Origin of the sequence: Shimia sp. FJ5 (assembly GCF_032918335.1) — a bacterium.
Taxonomy (GTDB): domain Bacteria; phylum Pseudomonadota; class Alphaproteobacteria; order Rhodobacterales; family Rhodobacteraceae; genus Shimia; species Shimia aestuarii_A.
Map to the genome: position 1 here is coordinate 703172 of NZ_JAWJUV010000002.1, position 18446 is coordinate 721617.

Annotated in this window: 18 protein-coding genes; 8 read left to right on the forward strand and 10 right to left on the reverse strand. The window is 62.6% G+C overall.

The features are described 5' to 3' along the window. The first annotated feature begins 35 nt into the window (after positions 1-35). The gene (locus tag R1W01_RS09920) at positions 36-617 is read left to right on the forward strand and encodes a hypothetical protein (RefSeq protein ID WP_243612602.1); all 582 of its coding nucleotides are present in this window, start codon (positions 36-38) and stop codon (positions 615-617) included. Positions 618-736: 119 nt separating this feature from the next. Here R1W01_RS09920 and R1W01_RS09925 read toward each other — a convergent pair whose 3' ends face one another. Continuing rightward, complete coding sequence (locus R1W01_RS09925) at positions 737-1615, reverse strand: GNAT family N-acetyltransferase (RefSeq protein WP_317275215.1); 879 nt, start codon at positions 1613-1615, stop codon at positions 737-739. Positions 1616-1718: 103 nt separating this feature from the next. On the opposite strand from R1W01_RS09925, the gene R1W01_RS09930 reads away from it, so the two are divergent. Next, on the forward strand, positions 1719-2312 hold the full coding sequence (locus R1W01_RS09930) for a nicotinate-nucleotide adenylyltransferase (protein WP_297758634.1): 594 nt from the start codon (positions 1719-1721) through the stop codon (positions 2310-2312). A 67-nt stretch (positions 2313-2379) separates the two neighbouring features. On the opposite strand, the gene R1W01_RS09935 is transcribed toward R1W01_RS09930, so the two are convergent. Further along, entirely contained in the window at positions 2380-3222 is an 843-nt protein-coding gene (locus R1W01_RS09935) for a DMT family transporter (protein ID WP_297758636.1), read from the reverse strand. A 96-nt stretch (positions 3223-3318) separates the two neighbouring features. Between R1W01_RS09935 and dacB the strand changes: the two genes are divergently transcribed. Next, positions 3319-4815: a D-alanyl-D-alanine carboxypeptidase/D-alanyl-D-alanine-endopeptidase gene (dacB, locus tag R1W01_RS09940; protein ID WP_297758639.1), complete on the forward strand. Its 1497-nt coding sequence runs from the start codon at positions 3319-3321 to the stop codon at positions 4813-4815. A 10-nt stretch (positions 4816-4825) separates the two neighbouring features. Here dacB and R1W01_RS09945 read toward each other — a convergent pair whose 3' ends face one another. The 3 genes from R1W01_RS09945 to R1W01_RS09955 form a co-directional block, all read right to left on the reverse strand. Further along, positions 4826-5329, reverse strand: coding sequence for a L,D-transpeptidase (locus R1W01_RS09945; protein WP_243612597.1), 504 nt, complete (start codon positions 5327-5329; stop codon positions 4826-4828). 85 nt (positions 5330-5414) lie between these two features. Then, complete coding sequence (locus tag R1W01_RS09950) at positions 5415-5783, reverse strand: tellurite resistance TerB family protein (protein WP_243612689.1); 369 nt, start codon at positions 5781-5783, stop codon at positions 5415-5417. Between the two features lie 132 nt (positions 5784-5915). Continuing rightward, positions 5916-6395, reverse strand: a complete 480-nt coding sequence (locus tag R1W01_RS09955) for a cupin domain-containing protein (protein ID WP_243612596.1) — start codon at positions 6393-6395, stop codon at positions 5916-5918. Between the two features lie 88 nt (positions 6396-6483). Here R1W01_RS09955 and R1W01_RS09960 point away from each other — a divergent pair, with 88 nt between their 5' ends. The 5 genes from R1W01_RS09960 to R1W01_RS09980 all read left to right on the forward strand — a co-directional run bounded on the left by R1W01_RS09960 (position 6484) and on the right by R1W01_RS09980 (position 12734). Continuing rightward, the gene (locus R1W01_RS09960) at positions 6484-7377 is read left to right on the forward strand and encodes a LysR family transcriptional regulator (protein ID WP_317275216.1); all 894 of its coding nucleotides are present in this window, start codon (positions 6484-6486) and stop codon (positions 7375-7377) included. 147 nt (positions 7378-7524) lie between these two features. Next, positions 7525-9099 carry a lysine--tRNA ligase gene (locus tag R1W01_RS09965; protein ID WP_297758647.1) on the forward strand — a complete coding sequence of 525 codons (1575 nt, stop codon included), beginning with the start codon at positions 7525-7527 and terminating at the stop codon, positions 9097-9099. Between the two features lie 31 nt (positions 9100-9130). Beyond that, positions 9131-9865 carry a DUF4336 domain-containing protein gene (locus R1W01_RS09970; RefSeq protein ID WP_297758650.1) on the forward strand — a complete coding sequence of 245 codons (735 nt, stop codon included), beginning with the start codon at positions 9131-9133 and terminating at the stop codon, positions 9863-9865. 54 nt (positions 9866-9919) lie between these two features. Further along, positions 9920-10315: a DUF4864 domain-containing protein gene (locus R1W01_RS09975; protein WP_297758653.1), complete on the forward strand. Its 396-nt coding sequence runs from the start codon at positions 9920-9922 to the stop codon at positions 10313-10315. A gap of 136 nt (positions 10316-10451) precedes the next feature. After that, positions 10452-12734, forward strand: a complete 2283-nt coding sequence (locus tag R1W01_RS09980; protein WP_297758656.1) for a glycosyl hydrolase family 28-related protein — start codon at positions 10452-10454, stop codon at positions 12732-12734. Here R1W01_RS09980 and R1W01_RS09985 read toward each other — a convergent pair. From R1W01_RS09985 to R1W01_RS10005, 5 genes are all read right to left on the reverse strand, one after another. Then, positions 12731-12874, reverse strand: coding sequence for a glyceraldehyde-3-phosphate dehydrogenase (locus R1W01_RS09985; protein WP_243612590.1), 144 nt, complete (start codon positions 12872-12874; stop codon positions 12731-12733). The genes R1W01_RS09980 and R1W01_RS09985 overlap by 4 nt on opposite strands. 86 nt (positions 12875-12960) lie before the next feature. Beyond that, positions 12961-13959 (reverse strand): type I glyceraldehyde-3-phosphate dehydrogenase, encoded by a 999-nt coding sequence (gap, locus tag R1W01_RS09990; protein ID WP_297758659.1) that lies wholly within the window; start codon positions 13957-13959, stop codon positions 12961-12963. 134 nt (positions 13960-14093) lie between these two features. Then, on the reverse strand, positions 14094-15494 hold the full coding sequence (locus R1W01_RS09995) for a cryptochrome/photolyase family protein (protein ID WP_297758662.1): 1401 nt from the start codon (positions 15492-15494) through the stop codon (positions 14094-14096). Positions 15495-15535: 41 nt separating this feature from the next. Next, positions 15536-15928: a Cu(I)-responsive transcriptional regulator gene (cueR, locus tag R1W01_RS10000; RefSeq protein ID WP_243612587.1), complete on the reverse strand. Its 393-nt coding sequence runs from the start codon at positions 15926-15928 to the stop codon at positions 15536-15538. A gap of 1 nt (position 15929) precedes the next feature. After that, the gene (locus R1W01_RS10005) at positions 15930-18395 is read right to left on the reverse strand and encodes a heavy metal translocating P-type ATPase (protein ID WP_297758665.1); all 2466 of its coding nucleotides are present in this window, start codon (positions 18393-18395) and stop codon (positions 15930-15932) included. Positions 18396-18446: the final 51 nt, after the last annotated feature.

An 18446-nucleotide genomic window follows, 5' to 3' on the forward strand; every position in this document is an offset into this window, starting at 1 on the left:
TAGCCAAGAGGAAGGGAAAGGGCAATTGTGGAAGCATGGAACATAGGAGAATTCACATACTGAGATTGCTGTTTCTTGCGGTATCTCTTGCGACGCCAGTGGTTGCACAGGTTACAAACCATGCCGCCGAAGGTAATCTCGAAGCGACGAATGATGTGCCATGTCTGGAAATATCGAAAATCCGTAATGAGTACTCACCGGCTGATATTGCCGGTGGTGTACGTGCGTGTTTTCGCGAGGGGAAAGACGACCAGGCGGTGGAAATGTTGGTAGTGATGCAGCTACGGGCTGCTTTTGATATTCGTCGCGTGAAGGACCGAACGGCGCATCAAGCCGGGCGGGTGTTGGCCCTGAACCTACACAACGCCGGTGGGGCAACATGGGAACAGAGGATGTCGCGTGCGTTTGAGCGTTTTGGTGCCGCCGGGTCAACGAGGCATGAGCAGCTCTGTGCCGTTCAGAAGCAAGTGGGGCCTCCCACGCATTCGCCACGATATATGATTCAACATGGCATGGGAGCATTCACAAAGGATGCGGGCGACGGTTTGGTAAAAGGATTTAATGCCAGAAGTGTGTGGGTGGATGTTCTCAAGAACTATCTAAAATGCGATCTGTGAGGTTATTGCCGGGTTGAAGCCCGGCCTATGAGGGCTGGGGAGTGCTTTTGATTGTGGCGATGTGTGCGCCCGCCCCGTGGGGGCGGTTCGGGCGCTGCGCGTGCTGAGCACGCGCATGGTCAGAGGTGTTTTTCGAAAAAGTAATCCGGGTAGGGGTCGTCGTTGAAGCGGTCGAGGGCGGTCCAGCCGGTGGATTGGTAGAGGCGGACGGCGTCGGGGAGGCTTGAGTTGGTGTCGAGGCGCAGGGTGACGATTCCGAGGGCGCGGGCGGCTGTCTCGGTGGCGTCCATCAGGCGTTTGGCGAGCCCCAAGCCGCGGGCGTCGGGGGAGACCCAGAGGCGTTTGACTTCCGCGTAGCCCTTGTCCGAGCCTTTGAGGCCGACGCAGCCGATGGGGGCGTCGTCGCGGTAGGCGACGAGGAAGGCGCCGCGGGGGGAGCGCATGTCGGCGGCGTCGGGGTCGCGGGAGAGGGAGACATCAAAGCCGGTTTCAAACCGCGCGGCGAGTTCGGCGTAATAGGCTTCGAGGCAGGCGACGGCGTCGGGATGCTGCGGGTCGGTTTCGCGGAGCGTGATGCGGGTCTGGTTCAGGGTCATCGTGATGAGGTCCATGGCGGCGAGGAGGGCCGTGCGATCCTTGGCGCGGGACAGGAGCGCGGCGGCGTGGTCGTCAGAGAGTTTGTTATAAAGCGCCTGTTCGGTGCGGCCCGTGTCGGTCAGGCGGACGATGCGGCGGCGGCGGTCGTCGGGGTCGGTGTCGAGCGTCACGAGGCCCTCGTCGGCGAGGCCGCGCAGGAAGCGGCTCAGGAGCGTTTTGTCGAGGTCGAGATAGGTTCGGATCGTATCGACGGGCGTGCCTTCTGGCGCGACGGAATGCAGCACGCGGGCCGGGCCAAGGGGGCGGCCACGGCCGAGGAAGGATTGGTCGAGCGCGCCAGTGTCCCGCGTGGCGGCGCGGTAGAAGCGGCGGACGCGGGCGATGTCGGCGGAGTTGTGCATTTGGTTTACCTTCGTCAACTTTAATGGTTTGCTTAAGTCAACCAATGGGAGCGGTCAAGGGGTTCTTGTTGACAGGGCGCGGGCCGCAAGCGATGCAAGCGCAATGACTTTGGGATTGCCGCATACGCGCCCCGGCCAAGTGATCGGGTTGTTGGGAGGATCGTTCGATCCGGCCCATGAGGGCCATGTGCATATCACGCGCGAGGCGCTGAAGCGGTTCGGCTTGGATCATGTCTGGTGGCTTGTCAGCCCGGGCAATCCTTTGAAGGCCGAGGGGCCAGCGGATTTGCAGCGGCGGATGGCGGCGGCGCGGGCGGTGATGCAGCATCCGCGCGTGCATGTGAGCGATGTCGAGGCGCGTGCCGGGACGCGCTATACGGCGGAGACGATTGCACGGTTGCAGGCGATGTGTCCTGGCGTGCGGTTCGTCTGGCTCATGGGGGCGGATAACCTGGCGCAGTTTCATCGCTGGAAGGACTGGCGCGAGATTATGGCGCGGGTGCCGGTCGGTGTCATGGCGCGGCCCGGGGATCGGATCGCCGGGCGCACGGCGAAGGCGGCACAGGTCTTCCGCGAGGCGCGGGTTCCGGCGCAGGGGCTTGGGCGGCGCGCGGCGCCGGCCTGGGCCTATGTCAACGTGGCGATGGTTGATGTGAGTTCCTCGGCCATCCGTGCGCGCGGCGGTTGGGTGCGCTAGGGGCTTTGCCCCTCTTGAGCCTTTGGCTCAATTCACCCCGAGTATTTCTCCAGAGAAGAAGAGTGGCTCAGGCTTTGGCGGGCCGAGTGGCGAGGAGGGCCGAGGCGAGGCCTGAGGTGATGATGAGAGCGAGGCCGGTCAGCGTCCAGGCGTCGGGCAGGTCGGAGAACACGGCCCAGCCCAAGCCTGTAGCGGCGATCAGTTGAAAATAGACCAGCGGCGCGAGTTGCGAGGCGGGGGCGCGGGCATAGGCATAGAGCAGGAGCAGGTTGCCTCCGGCGGAAAACAACGCCGAGGCGACGGTCAGCGCGCCTACGGTTGCAGTCAGAGGCGGCAGGGAATCATAGGCGAAGGGCGTCAGGAACAGGGCGCTGAGCGCGAGTTGGGTAAAGAACAGAGAGGTTGGGCGGCCGACAGAGGATAGCCAGCGCGAAGCGGTCAGAAAGGCCCCATAGAAACACCCCGCGAGGAGGGCGAAACCGATGCCCGGAGTGGGCGACAGGCCGGGGCGCACCACCAGAAGCACGCCAACAAAGCCGAGCGCGATAAGCGCAGTGCGCGCTGGCGTGATCGTTTCGCGCAGCAGAAGCGCGGAGAGCGCGTAACTTAGGAGCGGGCCGACGAAGAAGGCGGCGAAGACATCGGCGACGGGCACGGTTTGAAGCGCGGTCTGAATCGAGGTGATGCCGCCGGTGAGCAGCAGGGCGCGCAGCCAGATGCGCCAGTCGCGTAGCAGGCGTGCCGTTTCGCCATTGAGGAAGGGCAGGGCCAGCGCGGTGCCGATCACAAAGCGAGACCAGGCCACAAACAGCGGCGAGGCGCCATGCTCCATGGTCAAGAGCTTGCCTGCTGTGTCGCCGGAGGGGATCATCGACATGGCGATGAACATGATGAAGATGGCCTGTCCCATGGAGAGGGCGATAGCATGGGGGGTGCGACGTCGGAAGCGCGATTGTGAGCGGGCTGCGGCTTGCCGGGGGCTGTGACGTGGGGTTAATGTCTTGCCATGGTTCAGAGTGTTTCACGTCGGGTTTTCATAGCGTTGAGCGCCTCCCTTGCGGGCAGTGCGGCCTTGGCAGGTCCGCCGGGGCAATCCTTGCGACCGAAGCTTCGCCCGAAAGGGTTTGCCAAGCGCGCTGCGCCGGGGGCGGGAGAGCTTATTCGCCGGGCCGGGGTTTCCGGCGCGGTGGGCTTTGCGTTGGCCGATGTGGAAAGCGGAGAGATTCTCGAAGGGCATCAACCTGAGGCGACCTTGCCGCCCGCGAGCGTCACCAAGGCGGTGACGGCGATGTACGCACTTGAGACGCTTGGGGCGGAGCATCGCTTTGTCACCCGTCTCATGGCGCGCGGCGAGATCTCGAACGGGATTCTCAAGGGCGATTTGATCCTTGTCGGGGGAGGCGATCCGACCTTTGACACGGATGCGCTTGGCGATCTGGCGCGGGGGCTTAAGGAGGCGGGCATCCACGAGGTCAAGGGGCGGTTCCTTGTCAACGGGGCGGCCTTGCCGTCGATCCGCAGCATTGATCCGGTTCAGCCCGCCCACGCGGGGTATAGCCCGGCGGTCTCGGGGTTGAGCCTCAATTTCAACCGGGTGCATTTCGAATGGAAGCCGGCGGCCGAGGGATACAGTGTCACGATGGACGCGCGCTCGGCCAAGTATCGGCCCGACGTGAGCATTGCCAAGATCGCCGTCGCGGATCGGGCGCTTCCGGTCTACACCTATGAATCCAAGGGGTCGCAGGATGTCTGGACCGTGGCGAGCGGGGCGCTGGGCCGGGGCGGCGCGCGGTGGTTGCCGGTGCGCCAGCCCGAACTATACGCGGGCGACGTATTTCGCACCTTGGCGCGGGCGCATGGCATTGTCCTTGAGCCTGCAAAGCTTGATTTTGGCGTGCCAGAGGGGCGGGTCGTGGCCTTCCATTTGAGCGAGCCGCTTCGGGAAATCCTGCGCGGGATGCTGCGCTATTCGACGAATCTCACGGCGGAAATGGTCGGGATGGCGGCGAGCAAGGCACGGGGCGTCGCGATCGAAACACTGGCGGAGTCGGCGGCGGCGATGAGCGCGTGGGCGCATGAGGCGCTCAACATGCCGCATGCGGCGCTGGTCGATCACTCGGGGCTTGGTGGGGCGTCACGGATGCGGCCGGATGAGTTGGTCCGCGCCTTGGCGGCGGCGAAGCAGCGCGATGTGCTGCGCCCGATCCTCAAGGATATCCGCCTGCGCGATGCCAAGGGCCGGGTCAAGGAAGGCGCGCCGATGAGCGTTCAGGCCAAGACCGGGACGCTCAACTTTGTCAGTGGGCTTGCGGGCTATGTGACATTGCACAACGGGCGGATGCTTGCCTTTGCGATCCTGAGCGCAGATCTCGAGGCGCGGGCGGCGGTGCCGGCACATGACAGGGAGCGCCCGAAAGGGGCGCGGCGCTGGGTCCATAAGGCGCGCCACCTGCAACAGCGGCTTATCGAGCGTTGGGATGCGCTCTATGCAGATCACGGCTAGGGCGGTCGCTTTAGTCGCGGATCACCACTTTCATGTTCTCGAGCCCGACCTGTTTGGTCAGGTCAAACAGGACGCTTGCATGGTCGGGATGCAGGCGCACACAGCCGGCCGAGGCCGGGCGCCCGAGGCGCGAGACCTGATCGGTGCCGTGGATCGCATAGTGGCTATGAAAGAAGATCGAGTAGGGCATCGGCGCATCGTTGTAGAGGCTCGACTTGTGATAGCGCGACAGGAGATAGGCGGTGTATTCGCCATTCGGCGTGATCTTACCGCGTCGGGCGGTGGAGACGGGCCAGGTATAGCGCTGCCGACCGTTGACAAAGACCTTGAGGTGCTGATCGGACTTGTCGACGAGAGCAAGCACGGTGCTTGGCGCCTTGGGGGTCTGGGACAGAGAGACGGAATAGCTTTGCGGGCCGTGGGCGACAAGGTCGCGTCCCATGAGGGGTTGGGCAAAGGCGGGCAAGGCGGGCGCCAAGGTCAGGAGCGTCGCGGCAATCAGGGAAAAACGCATGGAGTCCGGTCAGTTAGGAAATCTGTCGGACGATGTTGACGCAGCGATAGGCGGTTTGTCAAAACCTCTTCACGCAAACGTGTGGTTACGTCATGTGCCGGGCCCGCGCGCCACGCTCGATCGCGGCAGCATGGAGGCGGTCAATCTCGAGCTCATAGCGGATCTCTTCGAGCAGGCGCAGTTCGGCTTCGGCGATGGCGCCATCGGCGGCGGCGACGTCACAGGCCAGAGCATAGGCGGTCTCGTAGAGACGCTCGGGGAGGTTGTCGCGGATGAGGCCGAACAGAGCGGCGAGGCCGTCTTCCTGTTCGAAGAGATCGAACACGGTTTGCGACACGAACTTGAGCCGGTCGAGATCATAGCTCGCAAAGACCGGGAGGTTGTTCACGGCGGATTGAATCTTGACGAGTTCGGCAGTGCGGATGTTCTCGTCCGAGGCGGAAATCGCGACCATGACAGCCACGAGGCTATCCTGCGGTGTGAGGGGGGTCGGGGTGTCTTGGGGCACGGGCGCTCATCCTTATTCTTGACCACTGTCAGAGAATAGGCATCGCGCCCCGTGCCAGCAAGAGGGCTTGCCGCCTTGTCAGGCCATTTGCGCGCTAAAGCGGTAGTCGATTTCGGCAAAGCTCCGCTCGGCAAAGCCGTAGGCGAACTTGAGGCCGTCGGGACCCGCGACTGTGCCGTGCTCGACCTCGCCGGGGACATAGATCACGACGCCGGCGGCGATACGGTGCGCCACGCCTTCGATGGTCACGACGCCGTCGCCTTCGAGGCCAAAGTAAATCTCGGCTTGCCGGTGGCGATGGGGCAGGAGGGTGCCGCCCGCTTCGAATTCGGCGATGCCGAAGACGAGATCCTTGGGATCGTCCGAATGGCCGTTGACGAGGGTCCGCCAGCGCACGGTGCCGAAGGTCGGATCGGTGCCGCCTTCGAGGGGAACATCCGCGCTATCGAGGGAATAGGCGCGGTCGGAGGGCGCAAAGGGGCTATTGTCCGGGGTCGGCGCGTCGAAGGTTTCGTCGAAGTCGATCTCGAACGGGGCGGCGTCGGTGTGCATGGTCATGGCGTGTTCTCCTGTCGCTTCACGTAACGGGGTTTTCGGCCTTCTGACAATCCGCTAAAAGGGCATGATACTATACGCTGAGGTTATGATGTCTGTGCGCTTGCCTGCCTTCTCCGGTCTCGTTGCCTTCTATGCCGCGGTGCGCCATGGCACGCTCACCGGAGCGGCGCAGGAGCTGAACGTGTCACAGCCGGCCATCTCGCGCCGGATTTCAGCCTTGGAAGCGGATCTCGGGTGCCACCTTTTTGACCGAAGCCGAAAGCCAATACAGCTAACAGAACAAGGGCGAGAGCTTGCCCAGACGCTGCGTGCGAGCTTTGGGTCGATCGAGACCGTGGTAGAGCGACTCCGGCGCGGCGCGGCCAGGCGCGTCGTCACCGTTAGCGCGCCGTCAGGATTTGTCGGATACTGGCTTATCCAGAACCTAGGTGATCTCGAAGAGGCCTTTCCCGAGATCACCATTCGCATCATCAGCCAAGAACATGGTGATCCAGAGCGTCCCGGCGATGTTGCCGTGCGCTTTGGCCTTCCGGATACGAGCGTCGCGGGGGAAGAGCGAATCCTTGGTGACGAGGTGTTCGCGGTGGCCAGCCCGCTCTATCTACAGCGCCGGGGGCTTGCGCCGGACGCGGTCGATTTCGAGGGGCTGACGTTGTTGACGATGGAGAGCGCGCGAAGCCATTGGCACGACTGGCCAAGCTGGTTCGAGGCGGTGGGGCGCGCGATGCCGGGCCGGGTGCGGGAGCTTGATTTCAATTCCTATGCCCATCTCGTCAACGCAGCCCTTGCCGGGCAGGGGATTTGTCTCTGCTGGAGTGGGCTTCTAGAGCAGTTTCTTGAAAGCGGTGCGGTGCTGCGGCTTGGCGACGAGGTGGCGCATTCGGATCGCGGCTATCATATCGCGCTACGCGAGGGGCTTGCGGCGCGGGTCGATGCACGGGCGGTGTTCGACTGGATCGTCGCGCGCGCAGGGGTGGTTTGAGGCGGCGGGACAAGCTGTTCTGAATCGGCTTCGGCTTGGAGTAAGACGCCGTTTCCGCCCCTAAAATCTTGACGATGCTGCAACGGCACAATAGACCCCGGAAGTCGGTCCGCATGGGGCGGGCGACGCTCGACTGGAGAAGTAAGAATGTCTGAACTGCGCGAAGCTGCCCTCGTTTCGAAAGCCTGGCCCTTTGAAGAGGCGCGCCGGGTGCTCAAACGGTATCAGAAGCAGGCGCCCGAGAAGGGCTACGTGCTGTTCGAGACAGGCTATGGGCCGTCGGGCCTGCCGCATATCGGCACCTTCGGCGAGGTGGCGCGCACCACGATGATCAAGACCGCGTTCGAGCTTATCTCGGATATTCCGACGCGGCTCATCTGTTTCTCTGATGACCTTGACGGAATGCGCAAGGTGCCGGGCAACGTGCCGAACCAAGAGGAATTGCAAACACATCTGCAAAAGCCGCTGACCTCGGTGCCGGATCCATTCGGCACGCATGAGAGCTTTGGCCATCACAACAACGCCATGCTGCGCCGGTTCCTTGATACCTTTGGGTTCGAGTATGAGTTCTTTTCGGCAACTGAATTCTATGGGTCGGGGCAGTTCGACGAGGTGCTCAAGCGCGCGGTCGAGAAATACGACGAGATCATGGAGGTGATGCTCAAGTCCCTGCGTGAAGAGCGTCGCCAGACCTATTCCATCTTTCTGCCGATCCATCCCGAGACGGGACGGGTTCTCTATGTGCCGATGAAAGAGGTGAACGCGCAGGATCATACGATCACCTTTGACGACGAGGACGGCAAGGAATGGACCCTGCCTGTCACCGGCGGCAACGTGAAGCTTCAGTGGAAGCCGGATTTCGGCGCGCGCTGGGCGGCGCTCGAGGTCGATTTCGAGATGTATGGCAAGGACCACAGCACCAACACGCCGATCTATGACAAGATCTGTCGTATCCTCGGTTGGCGGGCGCCGGAGCATTTCACCTACGAGCTTTTCCTTGATGAGAACGGGCAGAAGATCTCCAAGTCGAGCGGCAATGGTGTGTCGATTGACGAGTGGCTTACCTATGCGAGCACCGAGAGCCTGTCTTACTTCATGTATCAGAAGCCGAAGACGGCGAAGCGGATGCACTTCGATGTGATCCCCAAGGCGGTTGATGAATACCACCAGCAGCTTCGGGCCTATCACGGACAAGATCTCAAGGCGCAGTTGAACAATCCGGTGTGGCATATCCACGGCGGGAAGGTACCGCAGTCGAACATGGTCGTGCCGTTCTCGATGCTGCTCAACCTTGCGTCGGTTGCCTCGGCGCATGACAAGGAAACGCTCTGGGGCTTTATCCGCCGCTATGCGCCTGCGGCGACGCCGGAGAGCCACCCGGACCTCGATGCGGCGGCGGGCTTTGCGGTGAAGTATTACGAGGACTTCGTGCAGCCCACGAAGGTCTACCGCGCGCCGACAGAGCTTGAGCGTGAGGCGCTTGAAGAGTTGCGCGACAAGCTTGTGGCTTATGATGGCCCGGTGGATGGCGATGAGCTTCAGTCGGTGGTGTTCTCGGTTGGCCGCGAACGGTTCGACCCGATGCGCGATTGGTTCAAGGCGCTTTACGAGGTGCTTTTGGGCGCGAGTCAGGGGCCGCGTTTCGGCGGGTTCATCGCGCTTTATGGCGTCGAAGAGAGCGTTGCGCTGATCAACAAGGCGCTGGCCGGCGAATTGGTTTGATCGACAGGGGGCCATGGCGCAGGATTGGGCCATGGCAACCGGATATGAACCGCTCAACACGTTAAAGCCGATTGGCAAAGATATCTGGATCGTGGATGGCCCCGCGATCCGGTTTTACGGCATGCCGTTTTCAACGCGGATGACCGTGGTGCGGCTGGCGAATGGCGATCTCTGGCTGCATTCGCCGGTCGCCTATGATGCGGCTTTGGCGCGGGCGCTCGAGGCGTTGGGGCCGATCCGGCATCTCATCGCGCCGAACTGGATCCATTATGCCTATGTGGGCGCGTGGCAGGAGGTCTATCCCGAGGCCAAGGCCTGGGCCGCTCCGGGCGTTGCGGAACGGGCGGAAAAGCACGGCGTCGCGATGCGGGTTGACCATGATCTGCGGGGCGATGCGGCAGAGGCGCCATGGCGCGGGGAGATCAAGCAAAGGATCATCGAAGGCAGCAAGATTCACCGCGAGGCGGTGTTCTTTCACGAGGCGTCGAAGACCCTGATCCTGACCGACCTGATCGAGAATTTCGAGCCGGAGAAGATCCCGTGGTGGATGCGAATCGCCGGGCGGTTCGGTCGGATCATCGCGCCGGACGGGCAGATGCCGCGCGACATGCAGATGAGTTTCATGGGTCATCACGACACGCTGCGCGCCGGGATCGAGGAAATGATCGGCTGGGAACCGGAGCGGATCGTCATTGCGCATGGGGCGTGGTTTGAGGGGGATGCGGTGGCCGAGCTACGACGGGCGTTCCGCTGGGTCCTGCGGTAGGTGGTCTGGTCGCGTCGTGCGATCGCGCTAGCTCTCCGGGTAGGAGGATAAGCTATGCGGATGATCTTGGTGATGGCGATGACGCTTTGGGGGCTCGCGGCGAGCGCCTCTGAGCAAGGAATAAAACAGGTGATCGGGGCGCAGATGGAGGCGTTTCGGGCGGGCGATGTCGAGGGGGCTTTCTCTTATGCCAGCCCGAGCCTCCAGCGTTTCTTTGGCTCGTCAGAGCGGTTCGGCACGATGGTACGGACGGGATATCCGGAGGTCTGGCAACCGGGCTATGTCCGGCTTCTTGAACGGCGCGAGATTGCGGGCAATCTTTGGCAAAAGGTGCTGGTCGAGGATAGTGGCGGGGCGATGCACCTATTCGACTACCAGATGGTCGAACATGAGGGCGCGTGGCGCATCAACGCGGTGCAGCGCCTGCCGCTTCCTGATGTGGGCGTCTGAGGCGGGCAAGGTTTTTCGAAATCGCTTGGGTCGACAGGCACCGTCACGGTGCTGTCGGGGCGCGTTAAGGCGCGGTTGATATTTCCCTTTCCGAAGTCATGCGCCCCATGCGCTGAGCGATCAGGAAAGGGAAGAGATGAACAAGGCGATTACCGACGGTCTTTTGTTGATGCCACCGGCCTTTGCGGCGGGGCTGGCCCAGTGGTCGAGCGGCGATGGCACGCCGGGATCGGACACGTATGACGGCGCGGTCAATGCGGCGCTTGTTCCGGCAGATGCGGATTTTGGCGGCTGTCTCGAGCTGGTGAAGCTCGAGGCGGTTCAGAAGCTCCGTTATATGGGAGAGACGCCGATCCTGCCCGGGTGCTACCTCCGGGTCACAGCGCGGGTCAAGGCGGTGTCTGGCAACCTTCCGAAAGTGCGTATCGCGGCCTGGGCCGGGGATGGCAGCGGCGACCACGTGAGCGGCCTTGTGGAGGCGGGCGACGAGGTGACGCTGACCTCCTATGGATCGGTCGTTGAGGTCAGCGCGATCATCGGCACAGGCGCGCGCGGCGGTGTCGACATGACCTGGGGCTCGGAACCTGTCTACGGACATTTCGGGCTCGACCTCACCGGAGCGATTGGCGGTGTGGTGCGTATCGACGACATCAGCATCGAGGATGTCACCAGCGCCTTCTTGCGCGATATGATGGATTGGGTCGATGTGCGCGATTTCGGCGCGGTGGGTGATGGGGTCACGGATGACTCGGCCGCCTTTGCCGCTGCGGACGATGCGGCGAACGGGCGCGAGGTCTTGGTCTCGGAGGGGGTGTTCTTTCTCGACGACAACGTGACCTTCAACACGCCGGTGCGGTTCGTCGGGACGGTCACGATGCCGGAGGACAAGTATTTCTCATTGACCAAGAATTTCGAGCTGGCGGCCTATATCGATGCGTTCGGGGATGAAACGCTTGGGTTCAAGAAGATGTTCCAGTCGCTTCTCAACAACGCAGACCATGAATCGCTTGATATGGGCGGTCGGCGGGTGACGATTGATGAACCGCTCGACCTTCAGGCGATCGTCGCCAATCGCACGGAATACAAACAGCGGCGGGTGATCCGCAACGGGCAGTTCTATGTCACGGGTGATACGGTCTGGGATCCGGATATTGTCACTTCGGTGGCGAGCTATGACTCGAACCAGTCGCGGACGCTGACCAATGTGGCCAACGTGGCCAATATCGCCATTGGCAGTCATGTCACGGGGAGCGGTGTCGGGCGCGAGATCTACGTCAAGGACAAGAACGAAGCGACGCAGGAGATCACGCTTTCGCAACCACTCTATGATGCGGAGGGCACGCAGACCTTTACCTTCACGCGGTTCAAATACGTGCTTGATTTCACCGGCTTCAGCAAGATCAGCTCTTTCGAGGTTCAAGGGATCGAGTTCCTTTGCAACTCCGTCGCGAGCGGGATCGCCTTGTCTGCGGCGGGGGTCGCGTTTCACGTCAAGGATTGCCATTTCAACCGCCCCGGCTGGCGCGCGATCACAAGTATTGGGGACGGGTGTCAGGGGATGCTTGTCGACCGCTGCGATTTCAAGACGCGCGAGGGTGGCACCCCGGCGCAAGATCGGGAAACAGTGGCGATCAACACCAATGCCAATGATGTGAAAATCCGAAACAACAGGGCCAGCCAGTTTCGCCATTTCCTTGTGATCGGCGGGACAAACTCGATCATCACGGGCAACCATTTCTTCCAAGGCGATTCAGAGCCTGCGGGTCTTCGCACGGCGGGAATCTTGCTTGGGGCGGCGCATTGTGCGGCGAGCATTGATGGCAACTATATCGACAATGCCACGATTGAATGGAGCAACGAGTACGAGGCGGAACCTGACTTTACCAGCGGCTACTCTTTCAGTGCGCTTTCGGTGACGGACAATGTGTTCCTGTCCGGGCATGTGGCGTCGTGGTTTGCCTATCTCGTGGTGAAACCGCATGGGGCGAACCATTATTTCACCGGGTTCACCGTGACCGGGAACAAGTTCCGTTCGATCAACGGGCATATCGACCGGGTGGACCGGATCGATACCAGCTTTGCCGAGTTGGATAAGACCAAGAGCAAGAACATCCATGTCGAGGGCAATACCTATCACGCGGTCGGTGACGGGATGCGCAATCCGCTTTTGGTCGAGCATGACCAGAACAGCGCGGCACAGACTTGGGTCGTCGAGACGCAGGGGCGGCTACCGTTTGAATGGCGCGCGCGCACGGTCGAGTCTGTGGTCGCGAAGGGGCGGATCGAGGATGGGGCGGGGAATCCGGTCTATACGATGCCGTATGTTGAGGTCGAGAAAGGCGCCAATGGCGACGAGGTGCATCTCAAGTGGGACGTGCCAGTGCGCGGCAAGGTCTGGGTCAAGGTGCGGATGGACTAGCGCCAGAAGGCGACCCACTCGACCAGTTGGAAGAACTTGCGGGCGAGCAGAAGCGTCGCCTGACCATCGAGCCAGATAAGATCGTATGCCAGGCCGGAGAAGATCAGCACGGCCAGGAAAACGGCGATCGGGTTGGTCATAACGAATTGCGCCTCCGGGTGGTCCTTGGGCAAAGGTATGCCTCAGACCGCCCGGAGGCGCAAGTTTTGCAGGCGATTGCCGGGGCTTACATCGAGCCCATCTTCTGGGCCACGTCGGCCATGCGGCAGGAGAAGCCCCATTCGTTGTCATACCATGCCAGAACGCGCACGAGGCGGCCGCCGATGACCTTGGTTTGGTCGGCGGCAAAGGTCGAGCTTTCGCTGGTGTGGTTGAAATCGACGGAGACGAGTTTCTCTTCGGTGTACCCGAGGACGCCTTTCATGGCGCCGGCGGCGGCTTCGGCCATGACAGCGTTCACGTCCGCCTCGGTCACGTCTTTTTGTGCCACGAAGGTCAGGTCCACGGCGGAGACATTCGGCGTCGGCACACGCACGGCGGAGCCGTCGAGCTTGCCCTTGAGATCGGGAAGGACTTCGCCAAGCGCCTTGGCGGCGCCAGTGGATGTCGGGATCATCGACATGGCGGCGGCACGGGCGCGGTAGAGATCCTTGTGGCGACGGTCGAGAGTCGGTTGGTCGCCGGTATAGGCGTGGATCGTGGTCATGATGCCCGATTCAATGCCGAAAGCGTTGTGCAGAACCTTGGCCACCGGCGCGAGGCAGTTGGTGGTGCAGGAGCCGTTGGAGATCATCGTGTCCGAGGCTTCGAGCATCTCGTCGTTGACACCGAAGACGATGGTCTTGTCGACGTTCTTGCCTGGTGCGGACAGAAGCACTTTCTTGGCGCCGCGGTCGAGGTGGGCCTTGGCTTTCTCGCCGTCGTTGAACTTGCCGGTGCATTCCATGACCACGTCGACGCCGGACCAGTCCAGTTCGTCCATGTCATAGGTCGAGAACATCTCCATCTCGCCTGCGCCGAGATCCATCATGCCGTCGCCGATCTTGACCTCGTTGCGGAAGCGGCCATGCACAGAGTCGTAGCGGATCAGGTGTGCTGCGGTCTCGAGCGGGCCTGTGGCGTTCACCTTGACGACCTTCACGTCGTCGCGGGCGCTTTCGGCGATGTGCATGAGGGTGCAGCGGCCAATGCGGCCAAACCCGTTGATGCCAACAGTCACGGTCATGAGGTATCCCTTCGTCCTGAATTCAGGCGGGGTATAGACGGCTCCCTCCCATGACGAAAGGGGGCTTTTGGCAGCCAATCATGGTGTTAGCGATAAAGATTGGCCGGTTCCCGCGTGGTAGCGATAACGCAGCGTCAGCTTGGGCTGCCTTTGATCTGGTCATAGGCCGAAAGCGCGCCTTGCCGCGACTCGCGCAGGTCGGCGATCGGGTGGGGATAGTCCGTGCCAAGAACGATTCCCGCCCCGCGCAGAACCTCGGCAGGGGCCTCCCACGGGGCATGGAGATACTTGTCGGGGAGGCGGGCGAGTTCCGGCACATAGCGGCGCAGGTAGGCGCCTTCGGCATCGAACTTTGCCGATTGGGTCACCGGGTTGAAGATACGGAAATAGGGTGCAGCATCGGCCCCTGATCCGGCCACCCATTGCCAGCTTGCCGGGTTGTTGGCGGGATCGGCGTCAAAGAGCGTGTCGTGAAACCAAGCGAGGCCGTGGCGCCAATGCACGCGCAAATTCTTGACGAGGAAAGAGGCCACGATCATCCGCACGCGGTTGTGCATGTAGCCGGTTTGCCAAAGCTCTCGCATCCCGGCATCGACGATGGGGATGCCGGTCTGGCCCTTTTGCCATGCGGTCAGGAGGTCGGGGGCATCGCACCAGGGGAAGCCATCGAATTTGCGGTTGAGGTTCTGCCAATCCATGTCCGGGTTATGGAACAGGAGGTTGTAGGAGAATTCGCGCCAGCCGAGTTCCGACATGAAATGATCGCGATCGCGGGAGGCGGGTTGTGCCTTGGCGCCATACCATACCGTATTGGGCGAGATTTCCCCGAAGGCGAGGTGTGGTGAGAGGCGCGAGACATGTGGCGCGGATGGTATGTCGCGCCCCTCTTTGTAGCCGGTAAGCCCCTCTTCGAGAAAGGCCTCAAGGCGGGCCGTTGCGCCTGCTTCGCCGGGCGTCCAATCTGCGAGCACGTCTTCATCCCAAGCCGGTGTCGGGCGCAGGGCGAGATCATCAAGGGCGGTGTCATTCGGGACATCGAGCAAGGCAATCGACGGCGCAGGAAGCGGCTCGCGCGGTGGAGCGGCGGCGGCACAGCCTTTGCGGAAGAAGGGCGAGAATACGCGATAGGGTGTGCCATCAGCCTTGTTCACATCCATTGGTTCCCACAGGAGGGCTCCGTTCGCGGAATGCACATTGAGACCACGGGTGCGCAGCTCGGTCTTGAGCGCTGTATCGCAGTCCATGCCGCGGGCGTCATAGCGCCGGTTCCATGTCAGGGTTTCGGCGCCGTGGGTTTCGGCAAGGCGGGGCAGGATCTCGGCGGGGTCGCCCCGGTAGACGTGCAGCGCCCCATTCAGCGCTGCGTTCAAGGCTTCAAGAGACCGGTGCAGCCAAGCACGGGTCGCCCCGCCGGGGGCATCGGCCTCTTCCAATATGTAGACAGGTAGAAGCGCGCCGCGCTTGGCGGCGTAGGACAGGGCGGGGTTGTCGGACAGCCGCAGATCACGGCGAAACCAATGGATCGAAACAGTCATGACCGGCAAAGTAAGGCCCCGCGGCCCGGCGTCCAGTCCTTCTAGAGCATACGCCCGGCGAGACGGTCGAGAATGGCGCAGTCCGGGCTATGATCCCCGGCGCAATCCTCGATCACTTCGACCAGGGAATTTCGCATGTGTTGAAGTTGCGCGATTTTCTCTTCGACCCGACCGAGATGGTTCATGGCCAAATCCTTGACCTCTGCACTGGCGCGGGCCTCGTCCTCGTAGAGACGAATGAGGGCCCGGCAGTCTTCGATCGAAAAGCCGAGTTTTCTCGCGCGTCCAAGGAAGGAGAGACGGTGTAGATCCGTTTCCGAAAAGACACGATACCCGTTCGGAGTACGTTCCGGTTGGATCAGGCCAATATCCTCGTAGTAGCGGATTGTCTTGGCCGGGACGCCGGATCGTTTGGAAATTTCTCCGATATTCATACTATACCTCCTCGCGTGCTGGCGAGATCGCGGACGGAGAGACTCGCCGCAGCCGCAAAGCATTGGATAGCACGAAGATAGAGGAGAGGGCCATAGCCCCGGCACCGAGCATCGGCGAGAGCTGCCAGCCAAGCAGGGGGTAGAAGAGGCCCGCCGCGACCGGGATCAGCGCAATGTTATAGGCAAAGGCCCAGAACAGATTTTGGCGGATATTGCGCATGGTGCGGTGCGACAGGTCGATGGCCGTGACGACGCCCGAGAGGTCCGGTCCGATGAGGACGACATCGGCGCTTTCGATGGCAATATCGGTGCCCGTGCCGATGGCGATCCCGGTGTCGGCGCTTGCGAGGGCGGGGGCGTCGTTGATCCCGTCTCCGACGAAAGCGATGGGGCCGTGTGCTGCGCGCAGAGTCTCGACTTCGGCGGCTTTACCCTCGGGGAGGACTTCGGACGCAACATGGTCGATGCCAAGATCGGCGGCGATGGCGCGGGCTGTGGTGCTGCTGTCGCCGGTGATCATGGCGACGGACTTGCCCATGGCCTTGAGGCGATTGACGACGGCGCGGGCGGTTGGGCGGATCGGATCGGCGACAGAGATCAACCCTGCAAGGGTGCCGTCGATGGCGACATAGAAGGGGGTCTCTCCGCGCGCGGCCAGTGCTTCGGCCTCGTCTGCAAGGGGGGCAGCGTCGATCCCTTCGCGCGCCATGAGGCGTGCGGCCCCGATGAGGACAGTCTTTTCCTCGACCGTGGCGCGGATGCCAAAGCCGCCAATGGCCAAGAACCCTTCGGCTTTGGGCAGGGTAAGCCCTTGTTCGTTGGCGGCGGCGGTGATGGCGCGTGCGATTGGGTGCTCCGAAGGGGCCTCGGCAGCGGCGACAAGGCGCAGGAGGGTGTCCGGCGCAATGTCGGTGCAGGGGGACAGGGTTGCCAGTGTGGGACGGCCTTCGGTCAGGGTTCCGGTCTTGTCGAACGCGACAACCGAGAGGGTTTCGAGCCTTTGCAGCGCTTCGCCCTTGCGGAAAAGCACGCCGAGTTCGGCGGCGCGCCCGGTGCCGACCATGATTGAGGTTGGCGTGGCGAGGCCCATGGCGCAGGGGCAGGCGATGATGAGCACCGAGACGGCGGCGACGAGGGCGTGCGGCAGGCGCGGGTCCGGTCCAAAGGCGAGCCAACCCGCCAGCGCGAGCGCAGCAACAAGGATCACCGCAGGCACGAAGATCAGCACCACGCGATCCGCCAGCGCCTGCACCGGGAGTTTCGCGCCCTGGGCACGTTCCACCATCGTGATGATCCGGGCGAGCATGGTGTCACTTCCAACGCCCGTGGCGCGGTAGATCAGGGCGCCGTCGCCATTGATCGTCCCGGCGACCACGGTGTCGCCTTTGGCTTTCGCAACGGGGAGCGGTTCGCCCGTGATCATGCTTTCGTCGACATAGCTCTCGCCAGAGTCGACCGTACCGTCGACGGCGAGACGTTCGCCGGGGCGCAGATGCAGGAGATCGCCAACAGTGACGCTATCGACGGGAACCTCGGTGACCTTGCCGTCGCGTTCAACGCGGGCGGTATCGGCCTTGAGACGAGCCAGCTTGCGGATCGCGCCGCCTGTGCGGCCCTTGGCGCGGGCTTCGAACCAGCGTCCGACGAGGATCAGTGTGACGATGACGGCGGCGGCCTCGAAATACACATAGCGTGCGCCAGGCGGCAGGATCGCGGGTGCGAAAAGCGCAACGGTCGAATAGCCCCATGCGGCAGAGGCGCCCATGGCGACGAGGGAGTTCATGTCGGGGCTGCGGCGCAAGAGAAGCGGGATGCCTTTCAGGAAGAAACCGCGGCCGGGCCAGATCAGGACAAGGCTCGTCAGCACGAATTGCAGGAGCCAGGATTGGCTCTGGCCGATATTGGCCATGATCCAGTGATGCAGGGCGGGGATCGCGTGGCCGCCCATTTCGATCAGGAAAACCGGTAGGGTCAGGAGGGCGGAGATCAGGGCGATGCGGCGGGCATCGTCGACTTTCGCAGCTTCCTCGGCCCCGGCGTCGCGGGTGGTTTCGTCCGTGCGGGGTGTCGCGGTGTAGCCTGCGGCGCGCACGGCGGCGGCGAGGTCGGTCGCAGCGACGGACCGACGCAGCACCTGTACCTGGGCGGTTTCGGAGGCGAGATTGACCGATGCTTCGAGAACGCCGGGCACCTCTTGTAGTGCGGCCTCGACCCGTGCGGCGCAGGAGGCACAGCTCATGTCGGAGATATCGAGCGTGATGTTCTCTTCGCGGGCCGGGTAGCCTGCGCTCTTCAGGGTCTCGCGGATGTCAGCGGCCTTTGCGCCATCAAGGTCGACGGTCCCCATCGTGTTGGCGAGGTTCACCGCAGCGGAAGTCTGTCCCGGCATGGCCTGAAGCGCGCGTTCAGCCCGTCCGGCGCATCCGGCACAGCTCATTCCGTCGATCTCAAAGCGTAGCGTGGTCATGACATGCCTCCTGAACGCGCGAACGGCGCGCGACAACCCTCCAGTATTTGG

What these genes read in the sequence shown, in the direction of transcription:
- R1W01_RS09920 (WP_243612602.1), top strand. Translation starts at nt 36, where the DNA reads ATGGAACATAGGAGAATTCACATACTGAGATTGCTGTTTCTTGCGGTA.
- R1W01_RS09925 (WP_317275215.1), bottom strand. Translation starts at nt 1,615, where the DNA reads ATGCACAACTCCGCCGACATCGCCCGCGTCCGCCGCTTCTACCGCGCC.
- R1W01_RS09930 (WP_297758634.1), top strand. Translation starts at nt 1,719, where the DNA reads ATGACTTTGGGATTGCCGCATACGCGCCCCGGCCAAGTGATCGGGTTG.
- R1W01_RS09935 (WP_297758636.1), bottom strand. Translation starts at nt 3,222, where the DNA reads ATGGGACAGGCCATCTTCATCATGTTCATCGCCATGTCGATGATCCCC.
- dacB (WP_297758639.1), top strand. Translation starts at nt 3,319, where the DNA reads ATGGTTCAGAGTGTTTCACGTCGGGTTTTCATAGCGTTGAGCGCCTCC.
- R1W01_RS09945 (WP_243612597.1), bottom strand. Translation starts at nt 5,329, where the DNA reads ATGCGTTTTTCCCTGATTGCCGCGACGCTCCTGACCTTGGCGCCCGCC.
- R1W01_RS09950 (WP_243612689.1), bottom strand. Translation starts at nt 5,783, where the DNA reads ATGGTCGCGATTTCCGCCTCGGACGAGAACATCCGCACTGCCGAACTC.
- R1W01_RS09955 (WP_243612596.1), bottom strand. Translation starts at nt 6,395, where the DNA reads ATGACCATGCACACCGACGCCGCCCCGTTCGAGATCGACTTCGACGAA.
- R1W01_RS09960 (WP_317275216.1), top strand. Translation starts at nt 6,484, where the DNA reads ATGTCTGTGCGCTTGCCTGCCTTCTCCGGTCTCGTTGCCTTCTATGCC.
- R1W01_RS09965 (WP_297758647.1), top strand. Translation starts at nt 7,525, where the DNA reads ATGTCTGAACTGCGCGAAGCTGCCCTCGTTTCGAAAGCCTGGCCCTTT.
- R1W01_RS09970 (WP_297758650.1), top strand. Translation starts at nt 9,131, where the DNA reads ATGGCAACCGGATATGAACCGCTCAACACGTTAAAGCCGATTGGCAAA.
- R1W01_RS09975 (WP_297758653.1), top strand. Translation starts at nt 9,920, where the DNA reads ATGCGGATGATCTTGGTGATGGCGATGACGCTTTGGGGGCTCGCGGCG.
- R1W01_RS09980 (WP_297758656.1), top strand. Translation starts at nt 10,452, where the DNA reads ATGAACAAGGCGATTACCGACGGTCTTTTGTTGATGCCACCGGCCTTT.
- R1W01_RS09985 (WP_243612590.1), bottom strand. Translation starts at nt 12,874, where the DNA reads ATGACCAACCCGATCGCCGTTTTCCTGGCCGTGCTGATCTTCTCCGGC.
- gap (WP_297758659.1), bottom strand. Translation starts at nt 13,959, where the DNA reads ATGACCGTGACTGTTGGCATCAACGGGTTTGGCCGCATTGGCCGCTGC.
- R1W01_RS09995 (WP_297758662.1), bottom strand. Translation starts at nt 15,494, where the DNA reads ATGACTGTTTCGATCCATTGGTTTCGCCGTGATCTGCGGCTGTCCGAC.
- cueR (WP_243612587.1), bottom strand. Translation starts at nt 15,928, where the DNA reads ATGAATATCGGAGAAATTTCCAAACGATCCGGCGTCCCGGCCAAGACA.
- R1W01_RS10005 (WP_297758665.1), bottom strand. Translation starts at nt 18,395, where the DNA reads ATGACCACGCTACGCTTTGAGATCGACGGAATGAGCTGTGCCGGATGC.